Annotated in this window: 30 protein-coding genes and 2 pseudogenes; 13 read left to right on the top strand and 19 right to left on the bottom strand. The window is 72.2% G+C overall.

The window, feature by feature from the left end; all coding sequences use genetic code 11:
* Position 1: 1 nt before the first annotated feature.
* The 4 genes from ACQPYE_RS02725 to ACQPYE_RS02710 are packed head-to-tail and all read left to right on the top strand — an operon-like array spanning position 2 to position 3,757.
* The gene (locus ACQPYE_RS02725; RefSeq protein ID WP_498718945.1) at positions 2-760 is read left to right on the top strand and encodes a glutaminyl-peptide cyclotransferase; all 759 of its coding nucleotides are present in this window, start codon (positions 2-4) and stop codon (positions 758-760) included.
* 18 nt (positions 761-778) lie between these two features.
* Entirely contained in the window at positions 779-1,681 is a 903-nt protein-coding gene (locus ACQPYE_RS02720) for a threonine ammonia-lyase (RefSeq protein ID WP_498718944.1), read from the top strand.
* Between the two features lie 34 nt (positions 1,682-1,715).
* Positions 1,716-3,266 (top strand): MFS transporter, encoded by a 1,551-nt coding sequence (locus ACQPYE_RS02715; protein ID WP_498718943.1) that lies wholly within the window; start codon positions 1,716-1,718, stop codon positions 3,264-3,266.
* An 11-nt stretch (positions 3,267-3,277) separates the two neighbouring features.
* Entirely contained in the window at positions 3,278-3,757 is a 480-nt protein-coding gene (locus ACQPYE_RS02710; RefSeq protein ID WP_498718942.1) for a DUF2771 family protein, read from the top strand.
* Positions 3,758-4,022: 265 nt separating this feature from the next.
* On the opposite strand, the gene ACQPYE_RS02705 is transcribed toward ACQPYE_RS02710, so the two are convergent.
* Entirely contained in the window at positions 4,023-4,409 is a 387-nt protein-coding gene (locus ACQPYE_RS02705) for a cold-shock protein (RefSeq protein ID WP_498722825.1), read from the bottom strand.
* A 138-nt stretch (positions 4,410-4,547) separates the two neighbouring features.
* Between ACQPYE_RS02705 and ACQPYE_RS02700 the strand changes: the two genes are divergently transcribed.
* Positions 4,548-4,745, top strand: coding sequence for a hypothetical protein (locus ACQPYE_RS02700; protein WP_498718941.1), 198 nt, complete (start codon positions 4,548-4,550; stop codon positions 4,743-4,745).
* On the opposite strand, the gene ACQPYE_RS02695 is transcribed toward ACQPYE_RS02700, so the two are convergent.
* Entirely contained in the window at positions 4,705-5,358 is a 654-nt protein-coding gene (locus tag ACQPYE_RS02695; RefSeq protein WP_498718940.1) for an HAD family hydrolase, read from the bottom strand. The two genes, ACQPYE_RS02700 and ACQPYE_RS02695, sit on opposite strands and share 41 nt — an antisense overlap.
* 36 nt (positions 5,359-5,394) lie before the next feature.
* Here ACQPYE_RS02695 and ACQPYE_RS02690 point away from each other — a divergent pair, with 36 nt between their 5' ends.
* Positions 5,395-5,934: a TetR/AcrR family transcriptional regulator gene (locus ACQPYE_RS02690; protein WP_498718939.1), complete on the top strand. Its 540-nt coding sequence runs from the start codon at positions 5,395-5,397 to the stop codon at positions 5,932-5,934.
* Between the two features lie 64 nt (positions 5,935-5,998).
* On the opposite strand, the gene ACQPYE_RS02685 is transcribed toward ACQPYE_RS02690, so the two are convergent.
* Both ACQPYE_RS02685 and ACQPYE_RS02680 read right to left on the bottom strand, forming a co-directional pair.
* Positions 5,999-6,262 (bottom strand): hypothetical protein, encoded by a 264-nt coding sequence (locus tag ACQPYE_RS02685; protein WP_498718938.1) that lies wholly within the window; start codon positions 6,260-6,262, stop codon positions 5,999-6,001.
* A gap of 3 nt (positions 6,263-6,265) precedes the next feature.
* The gene (locus ACQPYE_RS02680) at positions 6,266-7,237 is read right to left on the bottom strand and encodes a Gfo/Idh/MocA family protein (protein ID WP_498718937.1); all 972 of its coding nucleotides are present in this window, start codon (positions 7,235-7,237) and stop codon (positions 6,266-6,268) included.
* Between the two features lie 32 nt (positions 7,238-7,269).
* Between ACQPYE_RS02680 and ACQPYE_RS02675 the strand changes: the two genes are divergently transcribed.
* Positions 7,270-7,644: a YccF domain-containing protein gene (locus ACQPYE_RS02675; RefSeq protein WP_498718936.1), complete on the top strand. Its 375-nt coding sequence runs from the start codon at positions 7,270-7,272 to the stop codon at positions 7,642-7,644.
* Positions 7,645-7,692: 48 nt separating this feature from the next.
* Here ACQPYE_RS02675 and ACQPYE_RS02670 read toward each other — a convergent pair whose 3' ends face one another.
* From ACQPYE_RS02670 to ACQPYE_RS02645, 6 genes are all read right to left on the bottom strand, one after another.
* On the bottom strand, positions 7,693-8,082 hold the full coding sequence (locus ACQPYE_RS02670; RefSeq protein ID WP_498718935.1) for a VOC family protein: 390 nt from the start codon (positions 8,080-8,082) through the stop codon (positions 7,693-7,695).
* A 51-nt stretch (positions 8,083-8,133) separates the two neighbouring features.
* Positions 8,134-8,925 (bottom strand): metallophosphoesterase, encoded by a 792-nt coding sequence (locus tag ACQPYE_RS02665; protein WP_498718934.1) that lies wholly within the window; start codon positions 8,923-8,925, stop codon positions 8,134-8,136.
* Positions 8,926-9,057: 132 nt separating this feature from the next.
* Positions 9,058-9,225, bottom strand: coding sequence for a hypothetical protein (locus tag ACQPYE_RS02660; RefSeq protein ID WP_498718933.1), 168 nt, complete (start codon positions 9,223-9,225; stop codon positions 9,058-9,060).
* An 18-nt stretch (positions 9,226-9,243) separates the two neighbouring features.
* A complete protein-coding gene (locus tag ACQPYE_RS02655) occupies positions 9,244-9,801 on the bottom strand; it encodes a maleylpyruvate isomerase family mycothiol-dependent enzyme (protein WP_498718932.1) in 558 nt (185 codons plus the stop codon).
* Positions 9,802-9,909: 108 nt separating this feature from the next.
* Positions 9,910-10,716 carry an HAD-IIA family hydrolase gene (locus tag ACQPYE_RS02650; protein ID WP_498718931.1) on the bottom strand — a complete coding sequence of 269 codons (807 nt, stop codon included), beginning with the start codon at positions 10,714-10,716 and terminating at the stop codon, positions 9,910-9,912.
* 18 nt (positions 10,717-10,734) lie between these two features.
* The gene (locus tag ACQPYE_RS02645) at positions 10,735-11,199 is read right to left on the bottom strand and encodes a MarR family winged helix-turn-helix transcriptional regulator (RefSeq protein ID WP_498718930.1); all 465 of its coding nucleotides are present in this window, start codon (positions 11,197-11,199) and stop codon (positions 10,735-10,737) included.
* Between the two features lie 127 nt (positions 11,200-11,326).
* Between ACQPYE_RS02645 and moaA the strand changes: the two genes are divergently transcribed.
* From moaA to ACQPYE_RS02630, 3 genes are all read left to right on the top strand, one after another.
* A complete protein-coding gene (gene moaA, locus ACQPYE_RS02640) occupies positions 11,327-12,385 on the top strand; it encodes a GTP 3',8-cyclase MoaA (protein ID WP_498718929.1) in 1,059 nt (352 codons plus the stop codon).
* A gap of 1 nt (position 12,386) precedes the next feature.
* Positions 12,387-12,641 carry a MoaD/ThiS family protein gene (locus tag ACQPYE_RS02635; RefSeq protein WP_498718928.1) on the top strand — a complete coding sequence of 85 codons (255 nt, stop codon included), beginning with the start codon at positions 12,387-12,389 and terminating at the stop codon, positions 12,639-12,641.
* Positions 12,642-13,021: 380 nt separating this feature from the next.
* Complete coding sequence (locus tag ACQPYE_RS02630) at positions 13,022-13,672, top strand: transglycosylase family protein (protein WP_498718927.1); 651 nt, start codon at positions 13,022-13,024, stop codon at positions 13,670-13,672.
* A 126-nt stretch (positions 13,673-13,798) separates the two neighbouring features.
* Here the strand turns inward: ACQPYE_RS02630 and ACQPYE_RS02625 are convergent.
* The 4 genes and pseudogenes from ACQPYE_RS02625 to ACQPYE_RS02610 form a co-directional block, all read right to left on the bottom strand.
* Positions 13,799-14,709 (bottom strand): annotated as a pseudogene (locus tag ACQPYE_RS02625) (molybdenum cofactor biosynthesis protein MoaE).
* A gap of 122 nt (positions 14,710-14,831) precedes the next feature.
* Complete coding sequence (gene moaC / locus ACQPYE_RS02620; RefSeq protein ID WP_498718926.1) at positions 14,832-15,305, bottom strand: cyclic pyranopterin monophosphate synthase MoaC; 474 nt, start codon at positions 15,303-15,305, stop codon at positions 14,832-14,834.
* Positions 15,306-15,326: 21 nt separating this feature from the next.
* Positions 15,327-16,721, bottom strand: coding sequence for an NAD-dependent malic enzyme (locus ACQPYE_RS02615; RefSeq protein WP_498718925.1), 1,395 nt, complete (start codon positions 16,719-16,721; stop codon positions 15,327-15,329).
* 97 nt (positions 16,722-16,818) lie between these two features.
* Complete coding sequence (locus tag ACQPYE_RS02610; RefSeq protein WP_498718924.1) at positions 16,819-17,004, bottom strand: hypothetical protein; 186 nt, start codon at positions 17,002-17,004, stop codon at positions 16,819-16,821.
* 225 nt (positions 17,005-17,229) lie between these two features.
* Here ACQPYE_RS02610 and ACQPYE_RS02605 point away from each other — a divergent pair, with 225 nt between their 5' ends.
* Positions 17,230-19,476, top strand: a complete 2,247-nt coding sequence (locus ACQPYE_RS02605; protein WP_498718923.1) for a helicase-associated domain-containing protein — start codon at positions 17,230-17,232, stop codon at positions 19,474-19,476.
* Positions 19,477-19,683: 207 nt separating this feature from the next.
* Here the strand turns inward: ACQPYE_RS02605 and ACQPYE_RS02600 are convergent.
* Positions 19,684-19,920, bottom strand: a pseudogene (locus ACQPYE_RS02600) (ATP-binding protein); the annotation flags it as partial.
* 36 nt (positions 19,921-19,956) lie between these two features.
* Between ACQPYE_RS02600 and ACQPYE_RS02595 the strand changes: the two are divergent.
* Together ACQPYE_RS02595 and ACQPYE_RS02590 are read left to right on the top strand one after the other, a co-directional pair.
* Positions 19,957-20,349: a type II toxin-antitoxin system RelE/ParE family toxin gene (locus ACQPYE_RS02595; protein WP_498722824.1), complete on the top strand. Its 393-nt coding sequence runs from the start codon at positions 19,957-19,959 to the stop codon at positions 20,347-20,349.
* A gap of 3 nt (positions 20,350-20,352) precedes the next feature.
* Positions 20,353-20,715 carry an XRE family transcriptional regulator gene (locus ACQPYE_RS02590; protein WP_498718922.1) on the top strand — a complete coding sequence of 121 codons (363 nt, stop codon included), beginning with the start codon at positions 20,353-20,355 and terminating at the stop codon, positions 20,713-20,715.
* A gap of 108 nt (positions 20,716-20,823) precedes the next feature.
* On the opposite strand, the gene ACQPYE_RS02585 is transcribed toward ACQPYE_RS02590, so the two are convergent.
* The 4 genes from ACQPYE_RS02585 to ACQPYE_RS02570 are packed head-to-tail and all read right to left on the bottom strand — an operon-like array spanning position 20,824 to position 26,019.
* Positions 20,824-21,429, bottom strand: a complete 606-nt coding sequence (locus ACQPYE_RS02585; protein WP_053718648.1) for a GTP-binding protein — start codon at positions 21,427-21,429, stop codon at positions 20,824-20,826.
* The gene (locus ACQPYE_RS02580) at positions 21,410-22,168 is read right to left on the bottom strand and encodes a DUF742 domain-containing protein (protein ID WP_498718921.1); all 759 of its coding nucleotides are present in this window, start codon (positions 22,166-22,168) and stop codon (positions 21,410-21,412) included. The genes ACQPYE_RS02585 and ACQPYE_RS02580 overlap by 20 nt, the downstream gene beginning before the upstream one ends.
* Before the next feature lie 30 nt (positions 22,169-22,198).
* The gene (locus tag ACQPYE_RS02575) at positions 22,199-22,618 is read right to left on the bottom strand and encodes a roadblock/LC7 domain-containing protein (protein ID WP_033442969.1); all 420 of its coding nucleotides are present in this window, start codon (positions 22,616-22,618) and stop codon (positions 22,199-22,201) included.
* Positions 22,615-26,019, bottom strand: coding sequence for a sensor histidine kinase (locus ACQPYE_RS02570; RefSeq protein ID WP_498718920.1), 3,405 nt, complete (start codon positions 26,017-26,019; stop codon positions 22,615-22,617). Before ACQPYE_RS02570 ends, ACQPYE_RS02575 begins: the two co-directional genes overlap by 4 nt.
* Positions 26,020-26,064 lie beyond the last annotated feature (45 nt).

Here is a 26,064-nt window from a genome sequence, read left to right as displayed (position 1 = left end):
CGTGCGATGGCTCCTGATGGTGGCGCTCTTCGTTCTGTCGGCGGCGTGCGCCACCCCGCCGAGCGGTCCGACGGGTGGTCCGACCCGGTTCGAGGTGCTGGGCACGCTGCCCCACGACCCGGGCGCGTTCACGCAGGGCCTGGAACTCGTGGACGGCGTCCTCTACGAGGGCACCGGCCTGGAGGGACAGTCCTCGCTGCGCCGGCTCGACCCCTCCTCCGGCGAGCTGGAACAGCGGGTCGACCTGCCCGAACCCCTCTTCGGCGAGGGCATCACGGTCGTCGGCGACCGGATCTGGCAGCTCACCTGGAGGGATGGCGTGGCCATCGAGCGGGACCGCGACACGCTCGAAGAAGTGAGACGCGTCACGTACGAAGGCGAGGGCTGGGGGCTGTGCCGCGACGGCGGCCGGCTGGTGATGAGCGACGGCAGCGACGAGCTGGCGTTCCGCGACCCGACGTCCTTCGCCGAGACGGGCGCGGTCGCCGTCCGCCGCGACGGGCGGCCGGTCACGCGGCTCAACGAGCTGGAGTGCGTCGACGGCCAGGTGTGGGCCAACGTGTGGCAGACCGACGAGGTGGTGCGCATCGACCCGGCGGACGGCCGGGTCACCGCCACCGTCGACCTCGGCGGGCTGCGGCCGGCCGGCGTGCCGGTGTCCGACGTGCTCAACGGCATCGCGGCCGTGCCGGGCACCGACGAGTTCCTCGTGACGGGGAAGAACTGGCCGACGATCTTCCGGATCCGGTTCACCCGGTAGTGACCTACCGTCTCGGGCGTGGACATCGACCTCGACAACATCGCCCGCGCCGCCGAGACCATCGACCCCGTCTTCCGCGGCACGCCCCAGTACGTCGACGAGCAGCTCTGCACCGCCCTGGGCCGGCGGGTGCTGATCAAGGTCGAGACGGTCAACCCGCTGCGCAGCTTCAAGGGCCGGGGCGCGGACTTCATGGGCGCGACCCTGCCGCCGGGACGCCCGGTGGTGTGCGCGTCGGCGGGCAACTTCGGCCAGGCCGTGGCCTACGTCGGCCGCAGCCGGGGCTTCCCGGTCGAGGTCTTCGTCTCGCGGTCCGCCGTCCGCGACAAGGTCCGCCGGATGAAGTCCCTCGGCGCGTCCGTGGTCGAGGTCCCGGGCGACTTCACCGCCGCCAAGGACGCCGCCCGCGACCACGCCCAGCGCGTCGGCGCGATCTTCGTCGAGGACGGCCGCGACGTCGCCGTCACCGAGGGCGCGGGCAGCATCGCCGTCGAACTCCTCCGCGCCGGCCGGTTCGACACCGCGGTGGTGCCCGTCGGCGACGGCGCGCTGATCACCGGCATGGCCCGCTGGATCAAGGAGCACTCCCCGGACACCCGCGTCGTCGGTGTCTGCGCCGAGGGCGCGCCGGCCGTGGCGCGCGCCTGGGCGGGCCGCCCGGTGGCCGACACGCCCATCGACACCATCGCCGACGGGATCGCCGTCCGCGTGCCCGTGCCCGCCGCCATCCCGCGGCTCCGGGCCCTCGTGGACGACATGCTCCTGGTCCCCGACGACGCCATTCGAGACGCGATGGCGCTGGCCCGGACCACGCTCGGCCTCGTGCTCGAACCGGCGGGCGCCATCGGCCTGGCCGCCATCGCCGCGGCCGACATCCCGGGCGAGACGATCGCCACCGTGCTCACCGGCGGCAATGTCTGAGACAGGCCGCACCGGGTGAGGCAGGATTGAGCGCGTGACACCCCCTCGGCCGGAAGACCAGTCGCGGCGGTACCCGTGGGAGGACGACGAGTACAAGCCGCGCACCCGGCCGTACCCGACCCCGGGCTCGCCACCGCCACCCGACCCACCCCCGTCCCGGGACGAACGCGAATCCGCCCGCTTCGCCCCACCCCAGGCGGACCCCGAGGCCGACAAGCCGACCATCCCCACCCCGCCGAGGAAGCTGACCGTCACCCGCGTGGCGTGGTTCCGCACCAGGCAGCTCAGCAGCCAGGCCCTGGCCGCCTTCCGCAAGGCCGCGCACGCCGACGGCGCCAAGCAGTCCGGCCTGTCGTCCCTCACCTACGCGGTGATGCTGAACTACGCGGCCGACGCGGCGATGGCGGTCGCCCTGGCCAACACCTTGTTCTTCTCCGCCGCGTCCGGTGAGAGCCGGAGCAAGGTCGCGCTCTACCTGTTGATCACCGTCGCGCCGTTCGCCCTGGTGGCGCCCGTCATCGGCCCCGCTCTCGACCGCATCCAGCACGGCAGGCGGATAGCGCTGGCCGCGGCCTGCGCCCTGCGCGTCTTCCTGTCCATCGCGATGGCGCTGAACTTCGACAACTGGGGCCTCTACCCGGCGGCGCTGGGCAGCATGGTCCTGTCCAAGTCGTTCACGGTCCTCAAGGCCGCGATAACACCGCGCGTGCTGCCCCGTGAGATAACCCTGTCCAAGACCAACGCCCGGATGACCGTGTTCGGCCTGGCCGCCGGCGGTGTGTTCGGCGCCGTCGCAGCGGGCTTCGCGAACCTCTTCGGCTCACCGGGCGCGCTCTGGTTCACCGCCGTCCTCTGCCTGGCCAACGCCTACTACTGCCTGCGCATCCCGTCGTGGGTCGAGGTCACCGAGGGTGAGGTCCCCACCTCGCTCCGCGCCAAGCCGCAGAAGCCGAAACGACAACCGCTCGGCCGCACGGTCGTGGTCGGCCTCTGGGCCAACGGCTCGATCCGCATGCTGACCGGTTTCCTGATGCTGTTCGCCGCGTTCGTGGTCCGCGCCCAGACCGAGGGCGACGCGTTCATGCAGTTGCTGCTGCTGGGCGTGATCGCCGCGGCGGCCGGCGTCGGCAGCTTCCTCGGCAACGCCATCGGCGCGCGACTGCACTTCGGCGCCCCGGACCAGGTGGTCATCGGCTGCCTCGTCGGCACGCTGGTCACCGTCGTCCTGGCCGCCGTCCTCCCCGGCCTGGTCACGGCCGCCGTCGTCGGCCTGGTCGGCGCCACCGCCAGCTCGCTGGCCAAGGTGTCCCTGGACGCGGTCATCCAGGACGACGTCCCGGACGAGTCCCGCGCGTCCGCGTTCGGCCGGTCTGAGACCATCCTGCAACTGGGCTGGGTCTTCGGCGGCGCGCTCGGCGTGCTCCTGCCGACCGAGTACTGGATCGGCTTCACCGTCATGGCCGTCCTGCTCGCGGTCGGCCTGGCGCAGACCGTCCAGACCAAGCGGGGCACGACCCTCATCCCTGGCCTGGGCGGCGACCGCCCACTGCGGCCCGCACCCGTCGTGCCCAGGCCGGGCACGTAGGCTCGACCGCCGTGCGCCGACTCCTGATCCCCGTGTCGCTCTTGGTCCTGGCCGGTTGCGCGGCGGCGCCCACCGATCCCGAGGTGACGTTCCACGCCGACGGCAAGACGATCAACGTCGGGCCGTCCCAGTACTGCGACCTGCGATCGGAGAACTGCGACGTCGCCCCGGACGCGGTCGGCGTGCTGCGCGTCCGCCCGGGCAAGCCGGTCCAGATCTCCGTGCCGGGCGACCTCGCCGACACCGCCTGGTCGGTGAAGTTCACCTACCGCAACGCCCAGGGCCAACCCCAGGAACCACTGCGCAGCAAGCTCTTCACCGAACGCGACCCGAAGTACGCCTACACCCTCGTGCTCCCGAACCCCGACGACCAGCTGGAAAGCGTCGAGGTCCAGCAGTACGGCGCACGGATCGAGTCCAGCACCACCGGCGCGTTCGACTTCGTCGCCCGGGGCACCTGGATCCTCTCCATCGACGACCGCGCCAACTGACGCACCCCCACTGACCCCCGCCTATCCCACCAACACCCACCACAACGGACCCGCCACACCCCCACCGAGGCCCGATTTGACATGGGTTCGGGTGCTTTAGGCTGGTCGAAGCCGGCAGGCTTGGCGGGACGCTCTTCCCCGCCGGGCCTGCCGGCTTTGGCCTGCCTGGAGTGCCCGTAAGGGCCCCATGTCACATCGAGCCGGCCCGCACGAACAGCCGCTCCCCGCTCCCCGCTCCGCTCCCGCTCCCCGCTCCGCTTCCGCTTTACGGGTCCAACTCCCGCGCCACCGCCCGAACCACATCAGCGATCAACTTCGTGTTCTTCCGCTCCGGGTACCGCCCCCGCCGCAGCTCGGGCTGCACCTTCGTCTCCAACAGCTTGATCATGTCCTCGATCAGGCCGTGCAGCTCCTCCGCGGGCCGACGACGGGCCTCGGCCACCGACGGCGCCGGGTCGACCAGCCGGACCGACAGCGCCTGTGGACCGCGCCTGCCCTCGGCCATGCCGAACTCGATCCGCTGACCGGCCTTCAAGCCCTCGACACCCGGAGGCAGCGCGGATTTCCGCACGTAGACGTCTTCGCCACCGTCCTGTGTGACGAAGCCGAAGCCCTTCTCCGAGTCGTACCACTTGACCTTGCCGGTCGGCACCGTTCCCACCAATCCTTGTGCGATCACACGACGAACGCGCCCCGGGGCCTGCCCAAGGCGCGTCCCACCAGACTATCCAGAACACCACCACCGGGGCACCTCCGATCGCGCGACTGCGCCCGCGACTACGCTCCACCCATGTCGTCCTCGAAGCTGATGCCGCTGGCAGTGGCGTTGTTCGCGCTCGGCGTGGCGGCCATCGTCGCGATGTTCGTCGCCGGCGAACGCGGCCTGCCCGCCTGGGTGTTCGCCGCCGGCTGGCTGCTCGCCCCCGCGGGTCTCGCGCTGGCCGTGTTCAGCGCGGTGCGGAACGCCCGACCTCGGCCCCGACGCTGAGCAACCGGTCGGCGTTCGCCCGCAGCCACCCCGGGAACTCCGTCAGGTCCGCCAGCACCACGTCCGCGCCCTCGGCCGTCAGCTCCCCGGCGTCGCACGGCCCGCTCACCACACCGACCGCCACCGCGCCGGCCGCCTTCGCGCCGCGCACGTCACCCACGTGGTCGCCCACGTACGCCGCCGCGCCGTGCGCCTTCAGCGCCTCGGCCTTGCCGGTCGACCACAGCTCCCCGAACAAGTGGTCCACCTCCCAGTCCAACGCCGCCAGGTGCAGCGCCGCGTTGGCCCGGTACTTGCCGGTGACCACGATCGTCGTCCCGCCCAGCTCACGCACCACCGCAAGCGCTTGCGCGGCGCCCGGCAGGGCGACCGTGGCCGGGATGACGACCTCCGGGTACAGCCCGCGGAACCGGGCGATCAGCCTCGGGACGTCCTCTTCCGGCACGCCGAAGTCGCGGAAGATCATGTCCAGGGGCGGGCCGAGGTTGGCCGCGAAGTGCGCGCCGTCCAGCGGGTAGCCGCTCTCCGCCGCGACCGCGTCCATCACCGCGGCCATGCCGGGCCTGGGATCGATCAACGTCATGTCCAGGTCGAAACCCACGGTCAACGGCACGGTTCGCACCCTATGCGCTGTGCCAAGCTTTGCGCCGTGACGGAACTCACCCGGGCCCTGCTCGACGCGGCGGTGGAGCTGATCGCGGCACACGGCTCACGTGGCCTGCGCATGGCGGAGGTCGCCGCCAAGGCCGGCGTGAGCAGGCAGACCGTCTACAACGAGTTCGGCAACAAGGAACGGCTCGTGCAGGCCGTGGCGCTGCACAAGACGGCCGAGTTCCTCGACGGCGTGCGCGCGCAGCTGCTGAGCACCCCCGACCCCTTGGAGGGCCTGCGGCGGAGCATCGCGTTCGCGTTCGACCTGGCCACCAAGGACCCGCTCGCCAGGTCCGTGCTGAACGGCGCGAACGCCGAGGACATGCTGCCGCTGCTGACCACCAAGGGGCGACCGATCCTCACGCTCGCCACCTCGGTGTTCGCCCAGCACATCCGCCGGCACTGGCCCGCGCTGCCGGACCCGCGCGTGCACCTGATCGCGGAGACGATCGTGCGGGTGGCGTTGAGCCACCTGCTCACGCCCAGCAGCCGCCGCGCCGAGTCAGTCGTCCAGGTGACCGAGGCGCTCCTCGCCTGAGTTCTGGCTCACCCGGCCCCCTGACTTCCCGGCCTCGACCCACCCGACCTCGACCCACCCGACCTCACCGACGCGCCGCAGACCCGGCCTTCCTCCCACCGGCCCGCCGCGCACCGACTTCGGCCCGCCGCACACCCGCCTGTCGCACACCCGCCTGCCGCGCACCGACCCGCCGCACGTCCTCACGCCTCGGCGCCTCACGCCTCCGGACCGCCGCCGGCCGCACCGGCTCGTCACTCCCCCCGGCCTTCCGCGAGCACGCGACCAACCCCACCGCGCCGACCAGTCCGACCAACCCGGACACCGCGACCAACCACTTCTTGCCCATGCGCTAACCCGCCACGTCGTCGTAGTTCAGGCCCACCCGCTCGGCGGCCCTGGTGAGGGTGCGCAGGATCGCCAACGACTCGGCGGGCCGCATGGACGGACTCTCCGTCTCACCCGCCAGCACCCGGTTCACGACCTCGCGCAGCTGTGGAACGTACCCCGCGCCCTCCTGCTCGTGCCGGTGCTCCACCCCGTTCACCATGATCCGGCTGGGGTTGAACAGCGCCTCCGGCAGCTCGATCAGGCCCCGCGTCCCGTACACGACCGCACCGGACTTCAACGGGCTGACCAACGACGACCCCAGCAGCGCGTGCGCGCCGCCCTCGTAGCCCAGCAGCATCCCGATCTCGGCGTCCACGCCGTCGACCAGCCGCCCGTGCGCCTCGACCGTCTCCGGCTCGCCCAGCAGCAGGTGCGTGAACGACACCGGGTAGATCCCCAGGTCGAACAGCGACCCGCCGCCCAGCGCCTTGTTCCACAGCCGGTGCGCCGGGTCGTACTCCAGGGTGAAGCCGAAGTCCGCCCGAACCGACCGGACCTCGCCGATCCCGCCGTCCGCGACGACCTCCGCCATCCGCCGGATGAGCGGGTTGAACCTGGTCCAGATGGCCTCCATGAAGAACAGGCCGCGCTCGCGCGCCAGGTCCACCACGTCCTGCAACTCCCGCAGCGTCAGCGTGGCGGGCTTCTCGCACAGCACGTGCTTGCCCGCCTCCAACGCCGCGCGGGTCACCGCGTGGTGCTGGACGTGCGGCGTCGCCACGTAGACGACGTCCACGTCCGGGTCGGCCAGCAGGTCGGCGTAGTCGCCGTAAGCGCGCGGGATCCCGTGCTTGGCCGCGAAGGCCTCGGCCTTGGGCAGGGCCCGCGACGACACCGCGAGCACCTCGACGTCGGGCAGCGAACGGAGGTCGCCCGTGACGACGTCGGCGATGCCGCCCGTCGCCACGACACCCCAGCGGAGTTTGTTCGGCACAGGACGGGAGCTTAATCGGGCAAGATGGGTGCGTGAGGCTCATCCTGAACCTGATCTGGCTGGTCCTGAGCGGCTTCTGGCTGGCCGTCGGGTACGTGGTCGCCGGCGTGGTCTGCTGCGTGCTGATCATCACCATCCCGTGGGGGCTGGCGTCGTTCCGCATCGCGAACTACGCGCTGTGGCCGTTCGGGCGCACGGTGGTCGACCGGCCGGGCTCCGGCGCGCCGTCCCTGCTCGGCAACGTCGTGTGGATCATCGTCGCGGGGATCTGGCTGGCCATCGGCCACGTGGTCACCGGCGTGCTGCTGTGCGTGACGATCATCGGCATCCCGCTGGGCGTGGCGAACTTCAAGATGGTGCCGGTCTCCCTGATGCCGCTGGGCAAGGAGATCGTCGCCCTCCCCTGACCCGCCCCACCTCGACCCACCGACCTCGACCCGCCACCTCCGCCTGCCCTACCCCGCTTCGACGACCTCGTGCAGGCACAGCACGTTGCCCTCGCTGTCGTGGAACCACGCCGCCTTCTCGGTCCCGAACACGGCGACGTGGTTGACGGTCTTCAGCTCGGGCAGGTCGTAGTCCTCGAACCGCACGCCGCGCCGCTCCAGCTCGCCGATCTCGGCGGCCAGGTCCTCGACCTCGAAGCTGAGCACGGTGTGCCCGCTCTGCGCCCCCTCCTCGGCGGGCATCAGGCCGAGCACGTCGCCCCGGCCGAGCTCGAACAGCCGCGTGCCGTCGCCGCTGCCGCCCAGCGGCGCCAGGCCGAGCCGGTCGGCGTAGAAGTGGGACGCCCGGTCCGGGTCCGTCACGGGCAGGATCGTCGTGGTCCGCGTCGCGGTGAGCATGGCGCGCCTCCTTGCGGGTGCCGCCCCCTTGCGGTGGCTGCCATGCTGCGCCTACTCCGACTGGTCCGCAACCAGTTGGACGACCAGGCACGGACCGCCGCTGTAGAGGCCCGCGTCCACCGCCAGCACCTTGTCCTCCGCGTACCGCAGCGGGCCGTCGATCTCCTCCGGCGGCACGCCGAGCTGGTCGGCGATGACGCTGTGCCCGTGCACCACCTCGTGGCCGCCGAGCACCCCCAGCAGCTCGCCCGCGACCACCGCGCCGTCCGGGCCGCGGAACGCGTAGCGGGTGGTCATCTTGCGCCAGCACTCCCACCAGTGGTCCAGGTCGTCGCTCCTCAGCACCTCCCAGACCGCCTCGTTGACCTCGTCGATCGTGTCGCCCCACTCGAGGTAGGCGAGGGTGTCGGAGTGCATCAGCAGGTGCCCGTCGACCTCGGTGAGCACCCGGCGGCTGGTCAGCCACCCGATGTGGGCGTCGGTGAGCCGGTCCTGGTCGCTGCGCAGGCCGCCGTTGAGCAGCCAGCTGCGGGCGAAGCTGCGCGGGGTCGGCGCGCCGGGGACGTTGCGGTCGCCGAACCGGTGCATGCCCAGGAGCAGCACCTCGTGGTTGCCGATGAGCGCGTCGACCTGGCCGCCGCTCTGCTCGGCCAGCCGCATCACGAACTCGATCACCCCGATGCCGTCGGGGCCGCGGTCGACGAAGTCGCCGAGGAACCACAGCTCCGCGTCACCGCCGCACCAGTCACCGTCGGCGTCGACCAGGCCCGAGGCGTGCAGGGCGCGGGTCAGCTCGGCGAGGTGCCCGTGCACGTCGCCAACCACGAAGAGCGGTCGTTCCACACCTGCGACGATAAGCGACGCGGGGGTGTGGCGCGCAAAAGTCGATCAGCGCTCCGCCCGGACGCTTCGGCCGCACCTCCCCCGCCGGGGTGATGGCCGCGCTTCCAGGGGACCCGCCCGCCCGGCTCCCCCTCAGGTCAGGTCAGGCCACGCCAGCAACGCGTCCGCCTTCGCGCGGTCGCCCGCCACCGCCACCTCAGCCACCCCCAGACGCCGCCACAGCAGCAGGTACAGCTGCTCAGCCGTGCCCTCGACCCGCACGTCCGCCGCACCCCCGGCGAGCCGCACCGGCTTCGCCACCCCGTCCGTCCCCACCCACTAGCGGTCGCCGGAATCGGTCGCCGCCAGCTCCAGCACCGCCGGCCCGCCGTCCCACGCCTTGCCGTGGAGGAAGCGCGTCAGGAACTCGTCCACCCCGTCCACCGCCAACTCGGCCGGGATCGGCTCGACGGCGCCCGCGCCGACCGCCCGCCGCGCGTCCCAGCAGTGCACGACGGCCTCGTGCGCCTGCCGCGACGCCAGCGCCGCCGCCGTGTCGCGCCCCTCCTCGTTCCACCACACCCACACCGGCGCGTCCGGCCCGGCGACGCGCAGGTAGTCCTCCTGCACCGCGACGTACCGCGCGCTGATCTCGCGCCACCCCTCGACCCGGTCCGGCCCGGTGTCGGCGGCCCGCCGCGCCGCCTCCTCGTCCGGGTACGCGCCCTTCGCCAGCACGACCGCGGTCCACCAGGCCTGCACCTCCGCCAGGTGCGCCACCAGGTCGTCCACCGTCCACCCGGGACAGCTCGGCACCGGCGCGCCGAGGTTGCCCGCCACCGCCTCGGTGAAGGACCCGCTGTACTCCTCGACGACCGCCAGGTGATCGATGCCCATGCCCGGGGACGCTAGCCCCGACCACCGACACTCCCGGAGGTGCGGACCCCTGCCCCGCCGGCCCGGCCCGCCCGCTCAGCCGGCCCTCACGCCCCACGCCCCACCCGCTCAGCCCTCGTCCGCCACCCCGTCCGGGAACGGGTTCGCCGAGTTCCCGACCAGGTCCGCGATCGACTTGACCACCCGCGTCGGCCGGTACGGGTACAGCTCGGCCGTCGACTCCGTCGAGATCCCGGTGAGCACCAGGATCGTGCGCAACCCGGCCTCCAGGCCGGACCGCACGTCGGTGTCCATCCGGTCGCCGATCATCAGCGTGCTCTCCGAGTGCGCGCCCAGCGCGCGCAGCGCCGACCGCATCATCAACGGGTTCGGCTTGCCCACGTAATAAGGGGCGCGCCCGGACGCCCGCTCGATCAGCGCGGCGATCGAGCCGGTCGCGGGCAGCGAGCCCTCGCGGGACGGTCCGGTGGCGTCCGGGTTCGTCGCGATGAACCGCGCGCCCTCCTCCACCAGCCGGATCGCCTTGGTGATGGCGGTGAAGCTGTAGGTGCGGGTCTCGCCGAGCACCACGTAGTCCGGGTCGCGGTCGGTCAGCACGTACCCGATCTCGTGCAGCGCCGTGGTCAGGCCCGCCTCGCCGATCACGTACGCCGAGCCGCCCGGCCGCTGCGAGTCGAGGAACTTCGCGGTGGCCAGCGCGGACGTCCAGATGGCGGTCTCCGGCACCTCCAGGCCCGTGCGGGACAGGCGGGCCCGCAGGTCGCGCTGGGTGTAGATCGAGTTGTTCGTGAGCACCATGAACGGGATGTCGTTCGCGGTCAGCTCGGCGACGAACTCGCTCGACCCGGGGATCGGGTGCTCCTCGTGCACGAGCACGCCGTCCATGTCCATCAGGTAGTTCCACTGAGCGGCCATGGCGGACATGCTGCCGGCTCAGGCCTCGATCACGCGCCGCCGGAACGTCTCGATGAGCGCCTGGTTGTAGCGCTCCAGCACGTCCAGCTCCTCCGCCGTGAAGCGCGACAGCACCTCGCGCAGCGTCTCCTGCGCGCCGGCGAACAGGTGCTCGAACTTGCCCTCGTCGCCCACGGTGACCTCGACCAGCACCTTGCGCCGGTCGTGCGGGTCGCGCACCCGGCGCACGTACCCGGCGCGCTCCAGCCGGTCGATCACGCCGGTCACCGCGCCGGTCGACAGCCCGGACAGCTCGGCGATCCGGCCCGCGGTGATGGGGCCCGACGACCGCAGGGCCAGGTCGAGGCACTTCTCGTCGGTCGGCGACAGGCCCATCCGCTCGGCCACCCGGGTGTGGAACAGGATGGTGAGCGCGCTGGTCTCCCGCGCGTAGACGCTGAACCGCTCCAGCACGTCCGCGGGCACCTCGTGCTCACTGGTCATGTCAGGCAACTTAGCGTTCCCGCCCGGGGTTCCGGCGAACGTGTTCGCATCCTCGTCCAAGTCACCGCGCGCCGCCGCCCCCGGTTCCACCAGCACCCACAAGTGTCAGCCGATTACCCTGGCAGGGGTGACAGCTGTCGAGTTGGGGCTACCCGTCGTGCGCGGCAACCCGGACACCTCCGAACGACCGGACTCACCCCTGCTGGTGGACCGGTTCGGCCGGATCGCCACCGACCTGCGCGTGTCGTTGACCGACCGCTGCAACCTGCGCTGCACCTACTGCATGCCCGCCGAGGGCCTGGACTGGCTGCCGAAGCCCGACCTGCTCTCGGACGACGAGCTCACCCGCCTCATCGGCATCGCGGTGACCCGCCTCGGCGTGACCGACATCCGGTTCACCGGTGGCGAGCCGCTGCTGCGGCCCGGGCTGGACGACGTGATCGCGGCGACCGCGGCGCTCGACCCCCGTCCCCGCATCTCGATGACCACGAACGGGTTGACCTTGGCCAAGCGCGCGGCGGGGTTGGTCGCCGCGGGCCTCGACCGGGTGAACGTCTCGCTCGACACCCTCGACCCCGCGCGCTTCCACCGCCTCACCCGCCGCGACCGGCTGGGTGACGTGTTCGCGGGCCTGGCCGCCGCGCGCGCGGCCGGGTTGACGCCGGTCAAGGTGAACACCGTGCTGATGCGCGGCGTGAACGAGGACGAGGCCGTGCCGCTGCTGCGCCACTGCCTGGAGCACGGCTACCAGCTGCGGTTCATCGAGCAGATGCCGTTGGACCCGCAGCACGGCTGGGACCGCGACGACATGGTCACCGCCGAGGAGATCCTGGCGTCCTTGCGGACCGGGTTCACGCTGACGCCCGAGCCGGGCGAGCGGGGCGGCGCGCCCGCCGAGCGGTGGCTGGTGGACGGCGGCCCGGCCGTGGTCGGCGTGATCGCCTCGGTCACGCGCCCGTTCTGCGCGGCGTGCGACCGGACCAGGCTCACCGCCGACGGCCAGGTGCGGAACTGCCTGTTCAGCCAGTCGGAGACGGACCTGAGGGCGTTGCTGCGCGGTGGCGCGTCGGACGAGGACATCGCGCGCGTGTGGCGCGGCAACTCGTGGGTGAAGGCCGCCGGGCACGGCATCAACTCGGCCGGGTTCAGCCAGCCGGACCGGCCCATGAGCGCGATCGGAGGGTGAGGTGCGGCTGACGGTGCGGTACTTCGCGGGCGCGCGGGCGGCGGTGGGCGTGTCGGAGGAGAGCTTCGAGCTGCCCGGCGACTCGGCCACGGTGGGCGCCGCGATCGAGGCGGTCCGGCGTCGGCACGGCGCGGAAGCGGTCCGCGTGCTGCCCGCGTGCAGCTACCTGCTGGACGGTGTGGCCGTTCGTGATCATGACACGGCCGTGTGGTCCGGGTCACAACTCGACGTGTTGCCACCCTTCGCCGGGGGATGAGTCTTCTCCACTCATGCGGCTTAGCACGTGAGCTAAACCTCACTTAAAGTGATTGATCTCGGCGAATCTCGGAACGGAAACAGACCGATAACGGTGCCCTGAACTGGCTAAACGGAGCGCTCGGGGAGTCACTCGGTCGCGTTACAGTGATGTGTGTCACATAGCAGATCATTTGGCGCGAGCCTCCCGGTTACGTACCGTCGCTTCTCGGTTGGCCCCGACCGACCAGAGCTAGACCGGGACGCCTCGCACCGAACCTGTCCACCGGTGTCCCGGAACACCCCCCGAGCGAGAGACAACCACCGGACAGGGATCAAGCCGAACGGCGAACCGGGCCCGAACCCGAGCCGGACGCGCAGGTGCGGGTGGACGAGAGGGAAATGGCTTCTTACCGAGGCAAGCACCGTCCGACCACCAGTTCCACCGCCCGGAGCATCGCGAAGGTCGCCGTCGCCGGCGTCATCGTCGGAGCACCCCTGGCCATGGCCGCCGGCACCGCCAACGCGCAGGGCGTCAACTGGGACGCGGTCGCCGCGTGCGAGAGTGGCGGCAACTGGAGCATCAACACCGGCAACGGCTACTACGGCGGCCTGCAGTTCCTGCCGTCCACGTGGACCGCCCACGGTGGCTCCGGAATGCCCCACCAGGCTTCCCGCGAAGAGCAGATCCGGGTCGCCGAGAACGTGATGCAGACCCAGGGCATCGGCGCTTGGCCCGTCTGCGGCCCCAAGGGCCTCGGCGGCGCCGCGGCGCCCGCCAGGACCGCCCCGGCCCCGGCGCAGCCGCGCCAGGCCGCCCCCGCGCCGGTCCAGCAGGCCGCACCGGTCCAGGAGGCCCCCGCTCCCGTGACCGTGGCGCTGCCGTCCTCCAACCCGAACGGCGACTACGAGATCAAGGCCGGCGACAGCCTGTCGAAGATCGCGGACGAGCTGAAGGTCGAAGGCGGCTGGGCGAAGCTGCACGAGCTCAACAAGGAGTTCATCCCGAACGCCGACCTCATCCTCCCGGGTCACAAGATCGCCACCAAGTGATCTGTGGCCGGCGCGAGTCGGCGCACGACGGAGCAGGGACCCCGGACCGCCCCCCTCGGCGATCCGGGGTCCCCGACCCGTTTCCGGGGTGGGCCCGCGGCTGACGCGGCCGAGCGTCGCCCTCGGTCAGGGCATGTTGACCCACTCGTCGTCACCGTCGGCGAAGACCTGCCGCTTCCACACCGGCAGCCGCCGCTTCACCTCGTCGACGAGCTCCGAGCACACCGCGAACGCCTCACCCCGGTGGTCGGCGGACACGGCGCAGGCCAGCGCCACGTCCCCGATCGCCAGCGGACCGACCCGGTGCGACACGGCGACGGCGCGCACGCCCTCGAACCGGGCCACCACGTCCGCCACCACCTCGGCCACCACCGCGCCGGCCGTCGGGTGCCCGACGTACTCCAGCTCACGCACCGAACGCCCGTGGTCGTGGTCGCGCACCACCCCGGCGAACGTCACCACCGCGCCCGCCGACACGTGCTCCACGAGCTTCGCGTGCTCGTCCACGGACAGCGGCTGATCGCTGACGGTCGCCCGCAGCACCTCGGTCATGCGTGGTCACCTCCGGACACCTGGTCGACGGCGTGCTCCAGCACGGTCGCGAGCACGTCCAGCCCGTCGCGCACCCCGCCGGTCGAGCCGGGCAGGTTCACCACGAACGTGCGGCTCGCGACACCCGCCACCCCGCGCGACAGCACGGACGTGGGCACGCGCGGCCAGCCCGACCCGCGGATGGCGTCGGCCACCCCCGGCACCTCGAAGTCCAGCACCGACCTGGTCGCCTCCGGCGTGCGGTCGGTGGGGCTGACGCCCGTGCCACCGGTCGTGACGACGACCGCGACACCGTCCGCCACGGCCGCGCGCAGCGCCTCCGCCACCGGCTCGCCGTCCGGCACGACCACCGGGTCGGGCACGTCGTAGGACCGCTCCCGCAGCCAGGCCACGATGATCGGCCCGCCCCGGTCGGCGTACACGCCTGCGGACGCCCGGTTCGACGCCGTGATCACCCGCGCGGTCCGGGACGTCGCCCGCGCCACCTGAGCCGCCTCAGGCGTCACCTGAGGCGTCTCGGACGTCACCTGAGCGGTCCCTGAGGTCACCTGAGCGGTCTGAGGCGTCGCCTCCGCCGCCCCGGATGCCGTCCCCGCCGCCCCGGACGTCACGGGCGCTCCCACAGGCCGGTCTTGCCGCCCTCCTTGCGCTCGACCCGCACCGCGTCCATCGACGCCGCCGGGTCGACCGCCTTCACCATGTCGTGCAGCGTCAGCCCGGCCACCGACACGGCCGTCAACGCCTCCATCTCCACGCCCGTGCGGTCCGTCGTGCGGACGGTCGCGGTGATGCGCACCTCGGCGTCACCGAGCACGAGGTCCACCCTCACCCCGGACAACGCGATCGGGTGACACAGCGGCACCAGCTCCCACGTCCGCTTCGCCGCCATGATCCCCGCGATGCGGGCCGTGGCCAGCGCGTCGCCCTTCGGCAGCCCGTCGCTGCCCAGCAACGCCACCACCTCGTCCGTCGTGCGCAGCACACCGGACGCCACCGCCGTGCGCGTGGTCGGCTCCTTCTCGGACACGTCGACCATGCGCGCGGCGCCGCTGGGGTCCAAGTGGGTGAACTGGTTGCTCATGGGGCCGATGCTAGGCCGACGCTAGGCGGAAGCGGATTCCGTGGCGGCCTTGCGCACCGCTTCCGCGACGGCGGGCGCGACCGAGGTGTCGAACACGCTGGGCACGATGAACGACGCGTTGAGCCGGTCGCCGTCCACCACGTCGGCGATGGCGTTGGCCGCCGCGATCAGCATCGAGTCGGTGATCGTGCGCGCGTGGGCGTCGAGCAGGCCCCGGAACACGCCCGGGAACGCCAGCACGTTGTTGATCTGGTTCGGGAAGTCGCTGCGCCCGGTGGCCACGACGGCGGCGTGCTTCTGCGCCTCCATCGGGTCGATCTCCGGGTCCGGGTTGGCCAGCGCGAACACGATGGCGTCGTGGTTCATCGTGGCGACCTGCTCGGCGCCGAACAGGTTCGGGGCCGACACGCCGATGAACACGTCCGCGCCGACCAGCGCGTCCTTCAGCCGGCCGCTGACGTTCTCCTTGTTGGTCGCCGCGGCGACGGACTTCAGGTTGTCGTCCAGGCCGGGCCGGTCGCGGTGCACGATGCCGTCGACGTCGACGGCCACCACGTCGCCCGGCTCCTGCTTGAGCAGCAGCCGGATGATCGCGCTGCCCGCCGCGCCCACCCCGCACACCACGACCTTGCAGTCGGTGATCTTCTTGCCGACCACGCGCAGGGCGTTGCGCAGCGCGCCGACCACGACGATCGCGGTGCCGTGCTGGTCGTCGTGGAAGACCGGGATGTCCAGCTTCTCGCGCAGCCGCGCCTCGATCTCGAAGCAGCGCGGCGCGGCGATGTCCTCCAGGTTGATGCCGCCGTAGACCGGCGCGATCAGCTCGACCGCGCGGATGATCTCCTCGGTGTCCTGGGTGTCCAGGCAGACCGGCCAGGCGTCGACGCCGGCGAACTTCTTGAACAGCGCGGCCTTGCCCTCCATCACGGGCAGCGCGGCGGCCGGGCCGATGTTGCCCAGGCCGAGCACGGCCGAGCCGTCGGTGACCACGGCGACCGTGTTGCGCTTGATGGTGAGGCGGCGGGCGTCGTCCGGGTTCTCCGCGATGGCCATGCAGACGCGGGCGACGCCGGGGGTGTAGGCGCGGGAGAGGTCGTCGCGGTTGCGCAGCGGCACCTTGGACGCGATCTCGATCTTGCCGCCGAGGTGGACCAGGAACGTCCGGTCGGACACCTTGCGGACCACGATCCCGGGCAGCAGCTCCAGGGTGTCGGTGATGTCCTTGGCGTGGTTGGCCGACAGCGCGTTGCAGGTGAGGTCGATGATCACCCGGTCCGTGTGCGACTCGACGACGTCGAACGCGGTGATCACGCCACCGGCCCGGCCGACGGCCGAGGTCAGGTCGCCGGCGGCCGACGCCGACGGCGGGGCCTCCAGCCGGACGGTGATCGAGTAACCAGGGCCGGGGACCGGCATCGAACCTCCCAGAACAGCACAGCTCAAGAGGGGGTCGAGCGTAGTCCGCGCGGAAATGCGGAACGCGCGCGGCTCGACGGCCGCGCGCGCCCTCGTGCTAGCGGTTGATCTCGGTCACCGGGTGGTGGTAGCCCAGCTCCTCGACGGGCAGCGGGAAGGTCAGCGTGCCGAACGGCGACATCGCGCCCTGCGTGTCGCTGGCCAGCTCGGACACCGCGTACTTGCCGTCGGCGGGCGGCTCCGGCCAGTGCGGGTCGATGCGCTCGGGGCGGGCCTTGGCCACGGTTCCTCCTCGGTCGTGCCTTCGTCGGGACAAGTGTGCCTCATCTGCCCTGACCGCGACGCGGGGTGCCGGACGCGGAAAAGCGAGAGCCACGTCACGGGTGTGATCCTCGCCCTCGCACCGGTGAGCGACCGCGACCGGCGGTCCGGTGACGGCCGGTCACGCCCCCGACGTGAACCGGACTCGCACGACGGGCCCCGCCGGTCGGCATATACCGTGGTGGGGATGTCCGGCACGACCCTCGCCGAGTGGCTGCGGGCGCAGGACGACTCCGCGCTCGTGGCTCTGCTGCGCGCCCGGCCGGACCTGGCCACGCCCCCGCCGGCGGACACGACCGTGCTCGCCACCCGCATCGGGTCGCGGGCTTCCGTGGCGCGGGCCTGCGAAGACCTCGACACGCTGACGCTGACCGTCCTCGAAGCGCTGCTCGTGCTGGACGCCGACCTCGCGCCGGTCGGCCGGACCGCCGTGCAGGAGCTGTTCGGCCCGACCGACATCGGCGCGCCCCTGGACACGCTGCGCGCCCGTGCCCTGCTCTGGGGCGGCGACCACGCGCTGAGCACCCCGCCGGCCACCCGGGACGCGGTCAACCCGTTCCCCGGCGGCCTCGGCCGCTCGGTGCCGCGCCTCGCCACCGCCGACCTCGCCGACCTCGAACCCGACGAGCACCGCGTCCTGCACACCCTCGCCGCCGGTCCGCCGATCGGCCAGACCAAGGACGCCGCGCACGTCGTCTCCCTCGCCAACGCCCGGACGCCGATCCAGAAGCTCCTCGCCCGCGGCCTGCTGGTCCGGCGGGACGCGCAGACCGTCGAGCTGCCCCGCGAGATCGGCCTGAAGGTCCGGGGCGACCACCCGCTCGGCACGATCCAGACCACCGAGCCGCCGCTCACCACGTTCCGCCGCGACCCCTCCGACGTCGACCACACCGGCGGCGGGGAGGCGTTGGAGCTGTCCCGGCACGTCGAGACGCTGCTCAAGAGCTGGTCGGAGGACCCGCCGGCGGTGCTGCGGTCGGGCGGCGTCGGCGTGCGGGAGCTGCGCAAGCTCGCCAAGGACCTCGACGTGGACGAACGGCGGGCCGCGCTGCTGGTCGAGCTGGTCGTCAACGCGGGCCTGGTCGCCGACACCGAGGGCGTCGAGCCCGAGTGGGTGCCGACCACGCAGACCGACGCGTGGCTGGTCGCCGCGCCCGAGCACCGGTGGGCGACGCTGGCCCAGGCGTGGCTCGACCTGCCCCGCCTGCCCGGCCTGATCGGGCAGCGCGACGACCGCGACCGGCTGCTCAACCCGCTCGCGCCGGAGCTGAACCGGCCGGGCGCGCCCCGCGACCGCAAGCGCATCCTCGAAGCCCTGGCCGCGCTGGAGCCCGGCACCGCCGTGATCGAGCCGGACGAGCTGGCCGCCGTGCTGGCGTGGCGCGCGCCCCGCCGAGGTGGGCGGCTGCGCGACGAGCTGGTGCGCTGGACCGTGGACGAGGGCACGCGGGTCGGCGTCCTCGCGCACAACGCCATCACCGCCCAGGGCCGCACGTTGCTGACCGAGGGTCCCGGCGCGGCGGCGAAGCGGCTGGGCGACGCGTTGCCGGCGCCGGTCGACCACGTGCTGGTGCAGGCCGACCTGACGGTCGTCGCGCCCGGTCGGCTCGACCCGGAGCTGGCCGACGAGATCGCGCTGGTCGCGGACGTCGAGTCGGCCGGCAGCGCCACGGTCTACCGGGTGCGCGAGGGCTCCGTGCGGCGCGCGTTCGACGCCGGGCGCAGCGCCGCCGAGCTGCACGAGCTGTTCCGGTCCCGGTCGCGCACGCCGGTGCCGCAGTCGTTGACGTACCTGATCGACGACGCGGCGCGCAGGCACGGCCGGTTGCGGGGCGGTGCGGCCGGGTCGTTCCTGCGCTGCGACGACCCCGTGCTGGTCACCGAGGTGATGTCGCACGCGGCGGCCGAGCGGCTGGCGCTGCGCAAGATCGCGCCCACGGTGATCGTCAGCCCGCTGCCGCTGGCCGAGGTGCTGGACGCGTTGCGCGCCGCCGGTTTCGCGCCCGCCGCCGAGGGGCCGGACGGGCACGTGCTCGACCTGCGGGCGGGTGGTCGGCGGATCGCGGGCAAGGGGCGGCGCAGGCCGGTGCAGCCGAGCGCGCCGTCGGACGAGCAGCTGGGCGAGCTGGTGCTGATGGTCCGTGCGGGCGACCGCGCGGCGACAACCACCGGCGGTGCGCGGGTGTCGGTGCCGGGTCACCTGGGCGCGGGACCGTCGGCCACGCTCGCGTTGCTGCAACGGGCGGCGCGGGAGGGGCGCAGCGTCCTGGTCGACTTCGTGGACGGCCACGGCACCGCCGCCCGGCGCGTGATCACACCGCAGGTCGTGGGCGGCGGCGTGCTGGAGGGCGTCGACGTCAGCTACGGCGAGGTGCGCCGCTTCCCCCTGCACCGCATCACGTCCGCCGCCCTGGTCGAGGACGACGGCGCGTAATCCCCCGTTCGGCACCGATGATCACCTGATCGGTGAACCCCTCACCCCTTAGCGTCGAACCGCGGCGCTCGCGCACCACCCGCGCGTCGAAGGGCCGGGCCACCCCCACCCGCTCGGGCAAGCCGAAGGGCGGCCTCCTACGAGGAGACCGCCCTTCGGCGCGGGAGCCGTCGGATCGGCGCGCACACCGGTCGACCCGGAGGTCGATCAGCCCGCGCGAACCGACATCCACTGGCGCATGGCGTGCTCGACCAGCGTGATGAGCGTCTGCTTGGTCGACTGCCGGTTGCGCGCGTCGCAAGTCACTATCGGCACGGACTGGTCGATCGTGAGCGCCTCGCGCACGTCCTCGATGCGGTGGTGCAGCAGGCCGTCGAAGCAGTTGACCCCGACCACGTACGGCAGCTGCCGGTCGTCGAAGAAGTCGATCGAGGCGAACGCGTCTTACCCTGGCGCACCGGCCGCTATAAGGGTAGCGTTATGGTCGGCGATGTGACCGACTGGGACGTGGTGCTGCACGAAAACGTCGACACCTGGTTCGCGCGACTCTGCGAAGAAGATCCGGAGAGCGCGGACCTGATCGAGGAGGCGATCGACCACCTCTCCCGCGAAGGACCTCGACTGGGCCGGCCCTTGGTCGATCGGATCAAGGGGTCACGGCACCACAACATGAAGGAACTCAGGCCTGCCTCTTCGGGGGTGAGCGAGGTGCGGATCCTCTTCGCGTTCGACCCGCGCCGACAGGCGATCCTGCTGGTCGCTGGTGACAAATCCGGTAACTGGCGTGGTTGGTACGAACGCAACGTCCCACTGGCCGACCGACGGTTCGACGAGCACTTGGCCGAGTTGGACAAGCGCAGGGGAAAGGATTGACCGATGGCTCGTTCGTGGAAAGACGTCAAGGCCGACAAAGCTCGGCGCGACCAAGCCGCCGGCCGGGACGTGGAAGTGGCGCGGGAAGAGGCGCACAACCGCACGCAGGCCTACGTGCTCGGCTTCCGCTTGGCCCAGTTGCGCGAGCAGCAGGGCCTGTCCCAGAGCGAGGTCGCGGCGCGCATGGGCATCAGTCAACCCCGAGTCAGCCAGCTCGAACGCGGCGACGTGGACCAGATGGTCGTGGACACGCTCGAGCGCTACATCACCGCGCTGGGTGGCCGACTGCACGTCGTCGCCGACTTCGACGACCACGACGTGGTGGTGTCGATCAGCGAGATCGACCGGAGCGCCACGCCGGCCTGAGCCGCGCCCCTGACCTGCGCACGTCGAAGGGCGGCCTCCTGCGAGGAGACCGCCCTTCGGCGCGGGAGCCGTCGGATCGGCGCGCACACCGGTCGACCCGGAGGTCGATCAGCCCGCGCGAACCGACATCCACTGGCGCATGGCGTGCTCGACCAGCGTGATGAGCGTCTGCTTGGTCGACTGCCGGTTGCGCGCGTCGCAAGTCACTATCGGCACGGACTGGTCGATCGTGAGCGCCTCGCGCACGTCCTCGATGCGGTGGTGCAGCAGGCCGTCGAAGCAGTTGACCCCGACCACGTACGGCAGCTGCCGGTCGTCGAAGAAGTCGATCGAGGCGAACGCGTCCGCCAACCGACGGGTGTCCACCAGCACGATCGCGCCGATCGCGCCGCGCACCAGGTCGTCCCACATGAACCAGAACCGGTGCTGGCCCGGTGTGCCGAAGAGGTACAGGATCAGGTCCTGGTCGAGCGACACCCGACCGAAGTCCATGGCCACCGTCGTGGTGACCTTGTTCGGCGTGGCCGAGAGGTCGTCGACCCCGGCGCTGGCCTCGGTCATCACCGCTTCGGTGGTCAGCGGAACGATCTCCGACACGGAACCGACGAACGTAGTCTTGCCCACGCCGAAGCCACCGGCCACCACGATCTTCGCGGAGGTCGTCGGCTTCCGTTCGCCTTCGGCCGCGTTGGGGCTAGAGCCTGCGAAGCCCACTGAGCACCCTCTCAAGGAAATCAATGGACGGCTTGTCCCCGGTGATCAAGCCACCCTGATGAATCAAAACCAAACCCATGCTCGCCATGTCGCCGATCAACACCCGGGCCACGCCGAGCGGCAGCCGGAGGTGGGCGGCGACCTCGGCCACCGACCTGGTGTCGGTGCACAGCCCGCAGATCGACCGGTGTTCGGGGAGCACCGCCGCGTCGCGTTCGAGACCGCGCTCGCTGGTCGACACCAGCGCCTCGATCGCGAGGTCGTAGTCGGGCCGGGTCCGGCCACCGGTCCGGGTGTACGGGCGGACCAGCGACCCGGACTCCGCCGCGGGGTTCTCCTCGCGCCGCACGACCGGCTGCGGACCGGTCACGTACGGCACCTGTTCCGGCACGCTGTCCGGCAGGCCGTGAGCGCCGAACAGATCGGCTCCCGGACCGCCGAACAGGCCGCTGCCGTACCCGTCGATGTCGAACCGGTTGGGAACGTCGTCGTAGTCGTACGACGAGTCGTCAACCTCACGCTGAGACATATCGCCTTGCCCCTGCCCTGTGCCTTCGACCCGTGGCCGCTGCGCCTGCTCCGCCCGGCGGCCTCGCCACGAGTTGGGTGCGTCCTCGGCTTCCTCGTCCTGTGCGGGGTCGGCATCCGGCTCAGCGAATCGGAAGCCGCCGACCGCCCACTCCTGGTAGTCGAAGTTCCTACCGGAGCGTCGGCCGCCGGCGCCGGATCGTTCAGCCATCTGCCTTCACCCCCACGATCTCATGAGGATCTACCGCCGAACCACGCCCTGGAGCTGCGCGCGCAGCTCCGGGGTCAGCTGCTGGCCCACGCGCTCGACCAGCAACGTCATCTCGTACGCGACGAGGCCGATGTCGCAGTTCGGGGCCGCGAGCACCGCGAGGCACGACCCGTCGCTGATCGACATCAGGAACAGGTAGCCCCGTTCCATCTCGACCACGGTCTGGTTGACCGTGCCCGCCTCGAAGCACCGTGCCGCGCCCGCCGTGAGGCTGACGAGCCCGGAGGCCACGGCGGACAGCTGTTCGGCGCGGTCGCGGGGCAGACCCTGCGAGCCGGCGAGCAATAGCCCGTCCGCCGACACGACCACGGAATGTGCCACACCGGGAACCCGGCGCACGAAGTCGGTGATAAGCCAACCAAAGCTGCCTGGCTGAGCTGCGGTCGTCACTCCTGCTCCTCGTCTTGCCGGCTCGACATGTCACCAGCGTAAGCGTCGATCAAAGCGTGCCGCCCTCGATGGACGCCCTGCTGAAGACTCGACATGCGTCCACGGATCGCGTCAGCCGATCGTGGTGGCAGCGGGGGCCGCTGCGGTTGCCGCTCCGAAGCCGTCGGCTTCGGTGCGGCTGATCCCGGCACAAGCTGAGCCTTGGGCACCCGCTTGGGCAACCCCGCCTGTGTCGTGGACTCGGGTGCCTTGTTCAGCAAGGCCTGTGCCGCCTGCCAACCCGCGTCGGCCGGGGATTCCCAGACCGACTCGGCGGCGGGTGCGGCCGGCTCGGGTTCGGCGACCGGTTCGGGCTCGGTCACGCGGGACACCTCCGCGGCGCGCTTGGGCAGGTTGGTGGGCGATCCGGGCTGCCGCTTGGGCAGCCCGCCCTCGGTCAGACTAGTGCCCTCGGCGTGGCCGGTCGTCCCCTCGCCCCGCTGGGGCAGCGAACCGCTCTCCGACTCGCGCTTGGGCTGGGCGTTGTGGCCCGTGTCGAGCAGACCGCCGCGCAGCGGCAGCGGGTCGGCGGACGTGGTGGGCGCGACCGGCGGGATCGGGCGCGGCCGGCGGGTCGGCAGCACCGACCCGGCGGGCGCGGCCGGCTCCGGCTCGGCGGCCGGCGCCGGTGGCACGGCCTGCGCCGTCGCCGCCGACGTCTCGCTGCCCACGGCCTGGAACCACTGCGAGAGGACCGCCTCGTAGATCGGCAGCCGCTCGGTCGGCGCGTCCAGGTCGCGGTCGACCTCCCTGGCCGCGGGCGCGACCTGCGGGACCGAGCCGTTGCGGCGCGCGGGCTCCGGGACGGGGGCCGGTTCGGGCTCCGGCTCGACGAGGAAGCCGCTGTCCAGCGGCGCGAACTGGGTGGTCTCGAAGCCGTGCTCGTAGTCCGCGTCGTGCTCGGAGCGGTCCTCGTAGGCGGTGAACAGGGTCGGCTCGCCGAACGAGCCCGCCGGTTCCCGGTCGTCCACCTCGCGCTCGGCGGCCGTCCGCATCCACGGCTGCGACACCTCGGCGGGGGTCTCCGCGGGCGCCTGCCCGAACGTCGGCGTCTCGCCGAAGGCGGGCACGCGGGCCGCGTCGTGCTCGCCCTGGCCCTGCACGAAGCTCACCGGGAACGCCGGCTCGTCCTCCACGCGCGGCAGGCTCGGGAAGCTCGCGTCGTCGTCCAGGCGGGACATGGTGCCGGTGCCGAACGCGCCGGCGATGCCGGACGCGCGCTGCGCCGTCGTCCCGAACCCGGACTCCCCGAACCCCGCGGGATCGCCGAAGCCGTTGGCGTCGCCGAACCCGGCGGAGTCGGCGAAACCGCCGGCGTCGCCGAAGCCGGGGTCGCCGAACGCCGAGGCGGGCTCGGCGCCCATCGGGGAGCCCATCGCGCCCGGCGAGGCGACCAGCGTGTCCGGCACGAGAACGAGCGCGGTGGTGCCGCCCTCGATGTCCTCGTTGGACCGCAGCCGCACCTTGATGTCGTGCCGCTTGGCCAGCCGCGCGACCACGTACAGGCCCATCCGGCGGGACACCGCGACGTCCACGTCCGGCGGGTCGGCCAGCCGCTCGTTGGCGTCGGTGATCTCCTGCTCGCCCATGCCGACGCCGCGGTCCTGGATCTCGATCGCCAGCTCGCCCTTGCGGGTGCGGGCGGTGCGCACGGTGACCTTCGTCACCGGGTCGGAGAACGCGGTGGCGTTGTCCAGCAGCTCCGCGATCAGGTGCACGAGGTCGTTGACCGCGCGGCCCTGGACGGTGAGCTCCGGGGTCTGGCCGACCTGCACGCGGGCGTACTGCTCGACCTCGGACACCGCGGCGCCGAGCACCTCGGCCGCCGGGACCGGGCGGGTCAGCCGCCGGGACAGGTCCGTGCCGGACAGGACCAGCAGGTTCTCGCTGTTGCGCCGCATCCGGGTGGCGAGGTGGTCCAGCTCGAACAGGCTGGCCAGCTGGTCGGGGTCCTGCTCGTCCTGCTCCAGCCGGTCGATCAGGTTCAGCTGGCGCTCGACCAGCGCCTGCGAGCGGCGGGACAGGTTGACGAACATCGAGTTGACGTTGTCGCGCAGCATGGCCTGCTCGGCGGCCAGCCGCACGGCCTCGCCGTGCACCGCGTCGAACGCCCGGGCCACCTGGCCGACCTCTTCGCGGGTGGTGATCGGCACCGGCGCGATGGCCGTCTTCGCCGCTTCCTGCGGGTTCGGGTCGGCGAGGATCCGGTTGACCGCCTCGGGCAGGCCGCGGTCGGCGACCGCGAGGGCGGTGCGGCGCAGCGTGCGCAGCGGGTTGAGGATCGAGCGGGCCACGAACAGCGCCATGACCAGGGCCAGCAGCAACGCGCCCAGCACGATGCCGGAGTCGCGGAACGCGGCGGCCCGCGCCACGCCGGTCAGCTCGTCGGTCCGGTTCTGCAGCTGCTCCAGCAGCAGGTTCTCCACGTCCCGGGTGAGGTTCACGGTCAGCGTGGACGCGATGTCCCACTTCTCCGGGCGCAGCGACGTCATGGGCTTGTCGGCGGCGGCCAGGTTCAGCGCCGTCTCCTGCATGTCGTTCGCGGTGTCGACGATCAGACCCGTGACGGTGTCGTCGTAGATCTTGGCCTGGTCGGCGGTCGCGGACTTGCGGAAGTCGTTGCGGGCCGCGTCCAGCTCGGCGTTCGCGGCCAGCAGCTGGCGCTCCTGGCCCGGGCCGAACACGCCGCCCTGGAAGACGTCGAGCATGATGCCGCGCTTGCGCGACTCCTGCTCCTTGATGCGGGCGATCGCGTTGGTGGCCAGGTGCAGCCGCACCAGCTCGGGCTCGTTGATGCCCGCGATGGCCTGCTCGCCGAGGTCGAGGAGGCTCTCCACGGACTCGGAGTAGGTGCGCATCACGGCTTCGGACGGGTACTGCGTCTCGCGGACCGCGTTGCGGAGGCTGTTGAGCCGGTTGAGCTGGCTGGACGCCCGGCGGAACCGGGTCACCACCTCGTCGTCGAGGTCGGCGCTGAGGTCCACGATCTTGGCGTTGAGGGCCTGGACGGTGTCCTCGACGCGGCGCAGCTGCCGGTCGAGCACCACGCGGTCGAGCTGCTTGCCGGACGCCACGTGGCTCGCGCTCAGGTCGCGCTCGCGCTGCAACTGCTGCACCAGGTCGGCGACCGCCGACTCCAGCTGGATCTGGTTGGCGAGCCGGTTGAGGTCGGCCGCGTCGGCGAGGTCGGAGTTCACGCGCAGGCCACCGAGGGCCACCGCGGCGATGGTCGGGATCAGCAGGACGGCCGTCAGCTTGGTGGGCAGCCGCCAGTTGCGCAGCCGCCAGCCGGCCGTGCGACCCGCCCCGGCCCGGCCGGCCGTGGTCGCACCGGTCTTCGTCGGCCCCGTGTGCTCGGTCACCGTTCCATCACTCAGCGCAGTCAGTCCGTCACCCGTTCCGGGCCT

Origin of the sequence: Actinosynnema sp. CA-299493 (genome assembly GCF_050946825.1) — a bacterium.
Lineage (GTDB): Bacteria > Actinomycetota > Actinomycetes > Mycobacteriales > Pseudonocardiaceae > Actinosynnema.
Note: the sequence above shows the minus strand (reverse complement) of the source record. Positions and strands in the feature narration are given on the sequence as shown.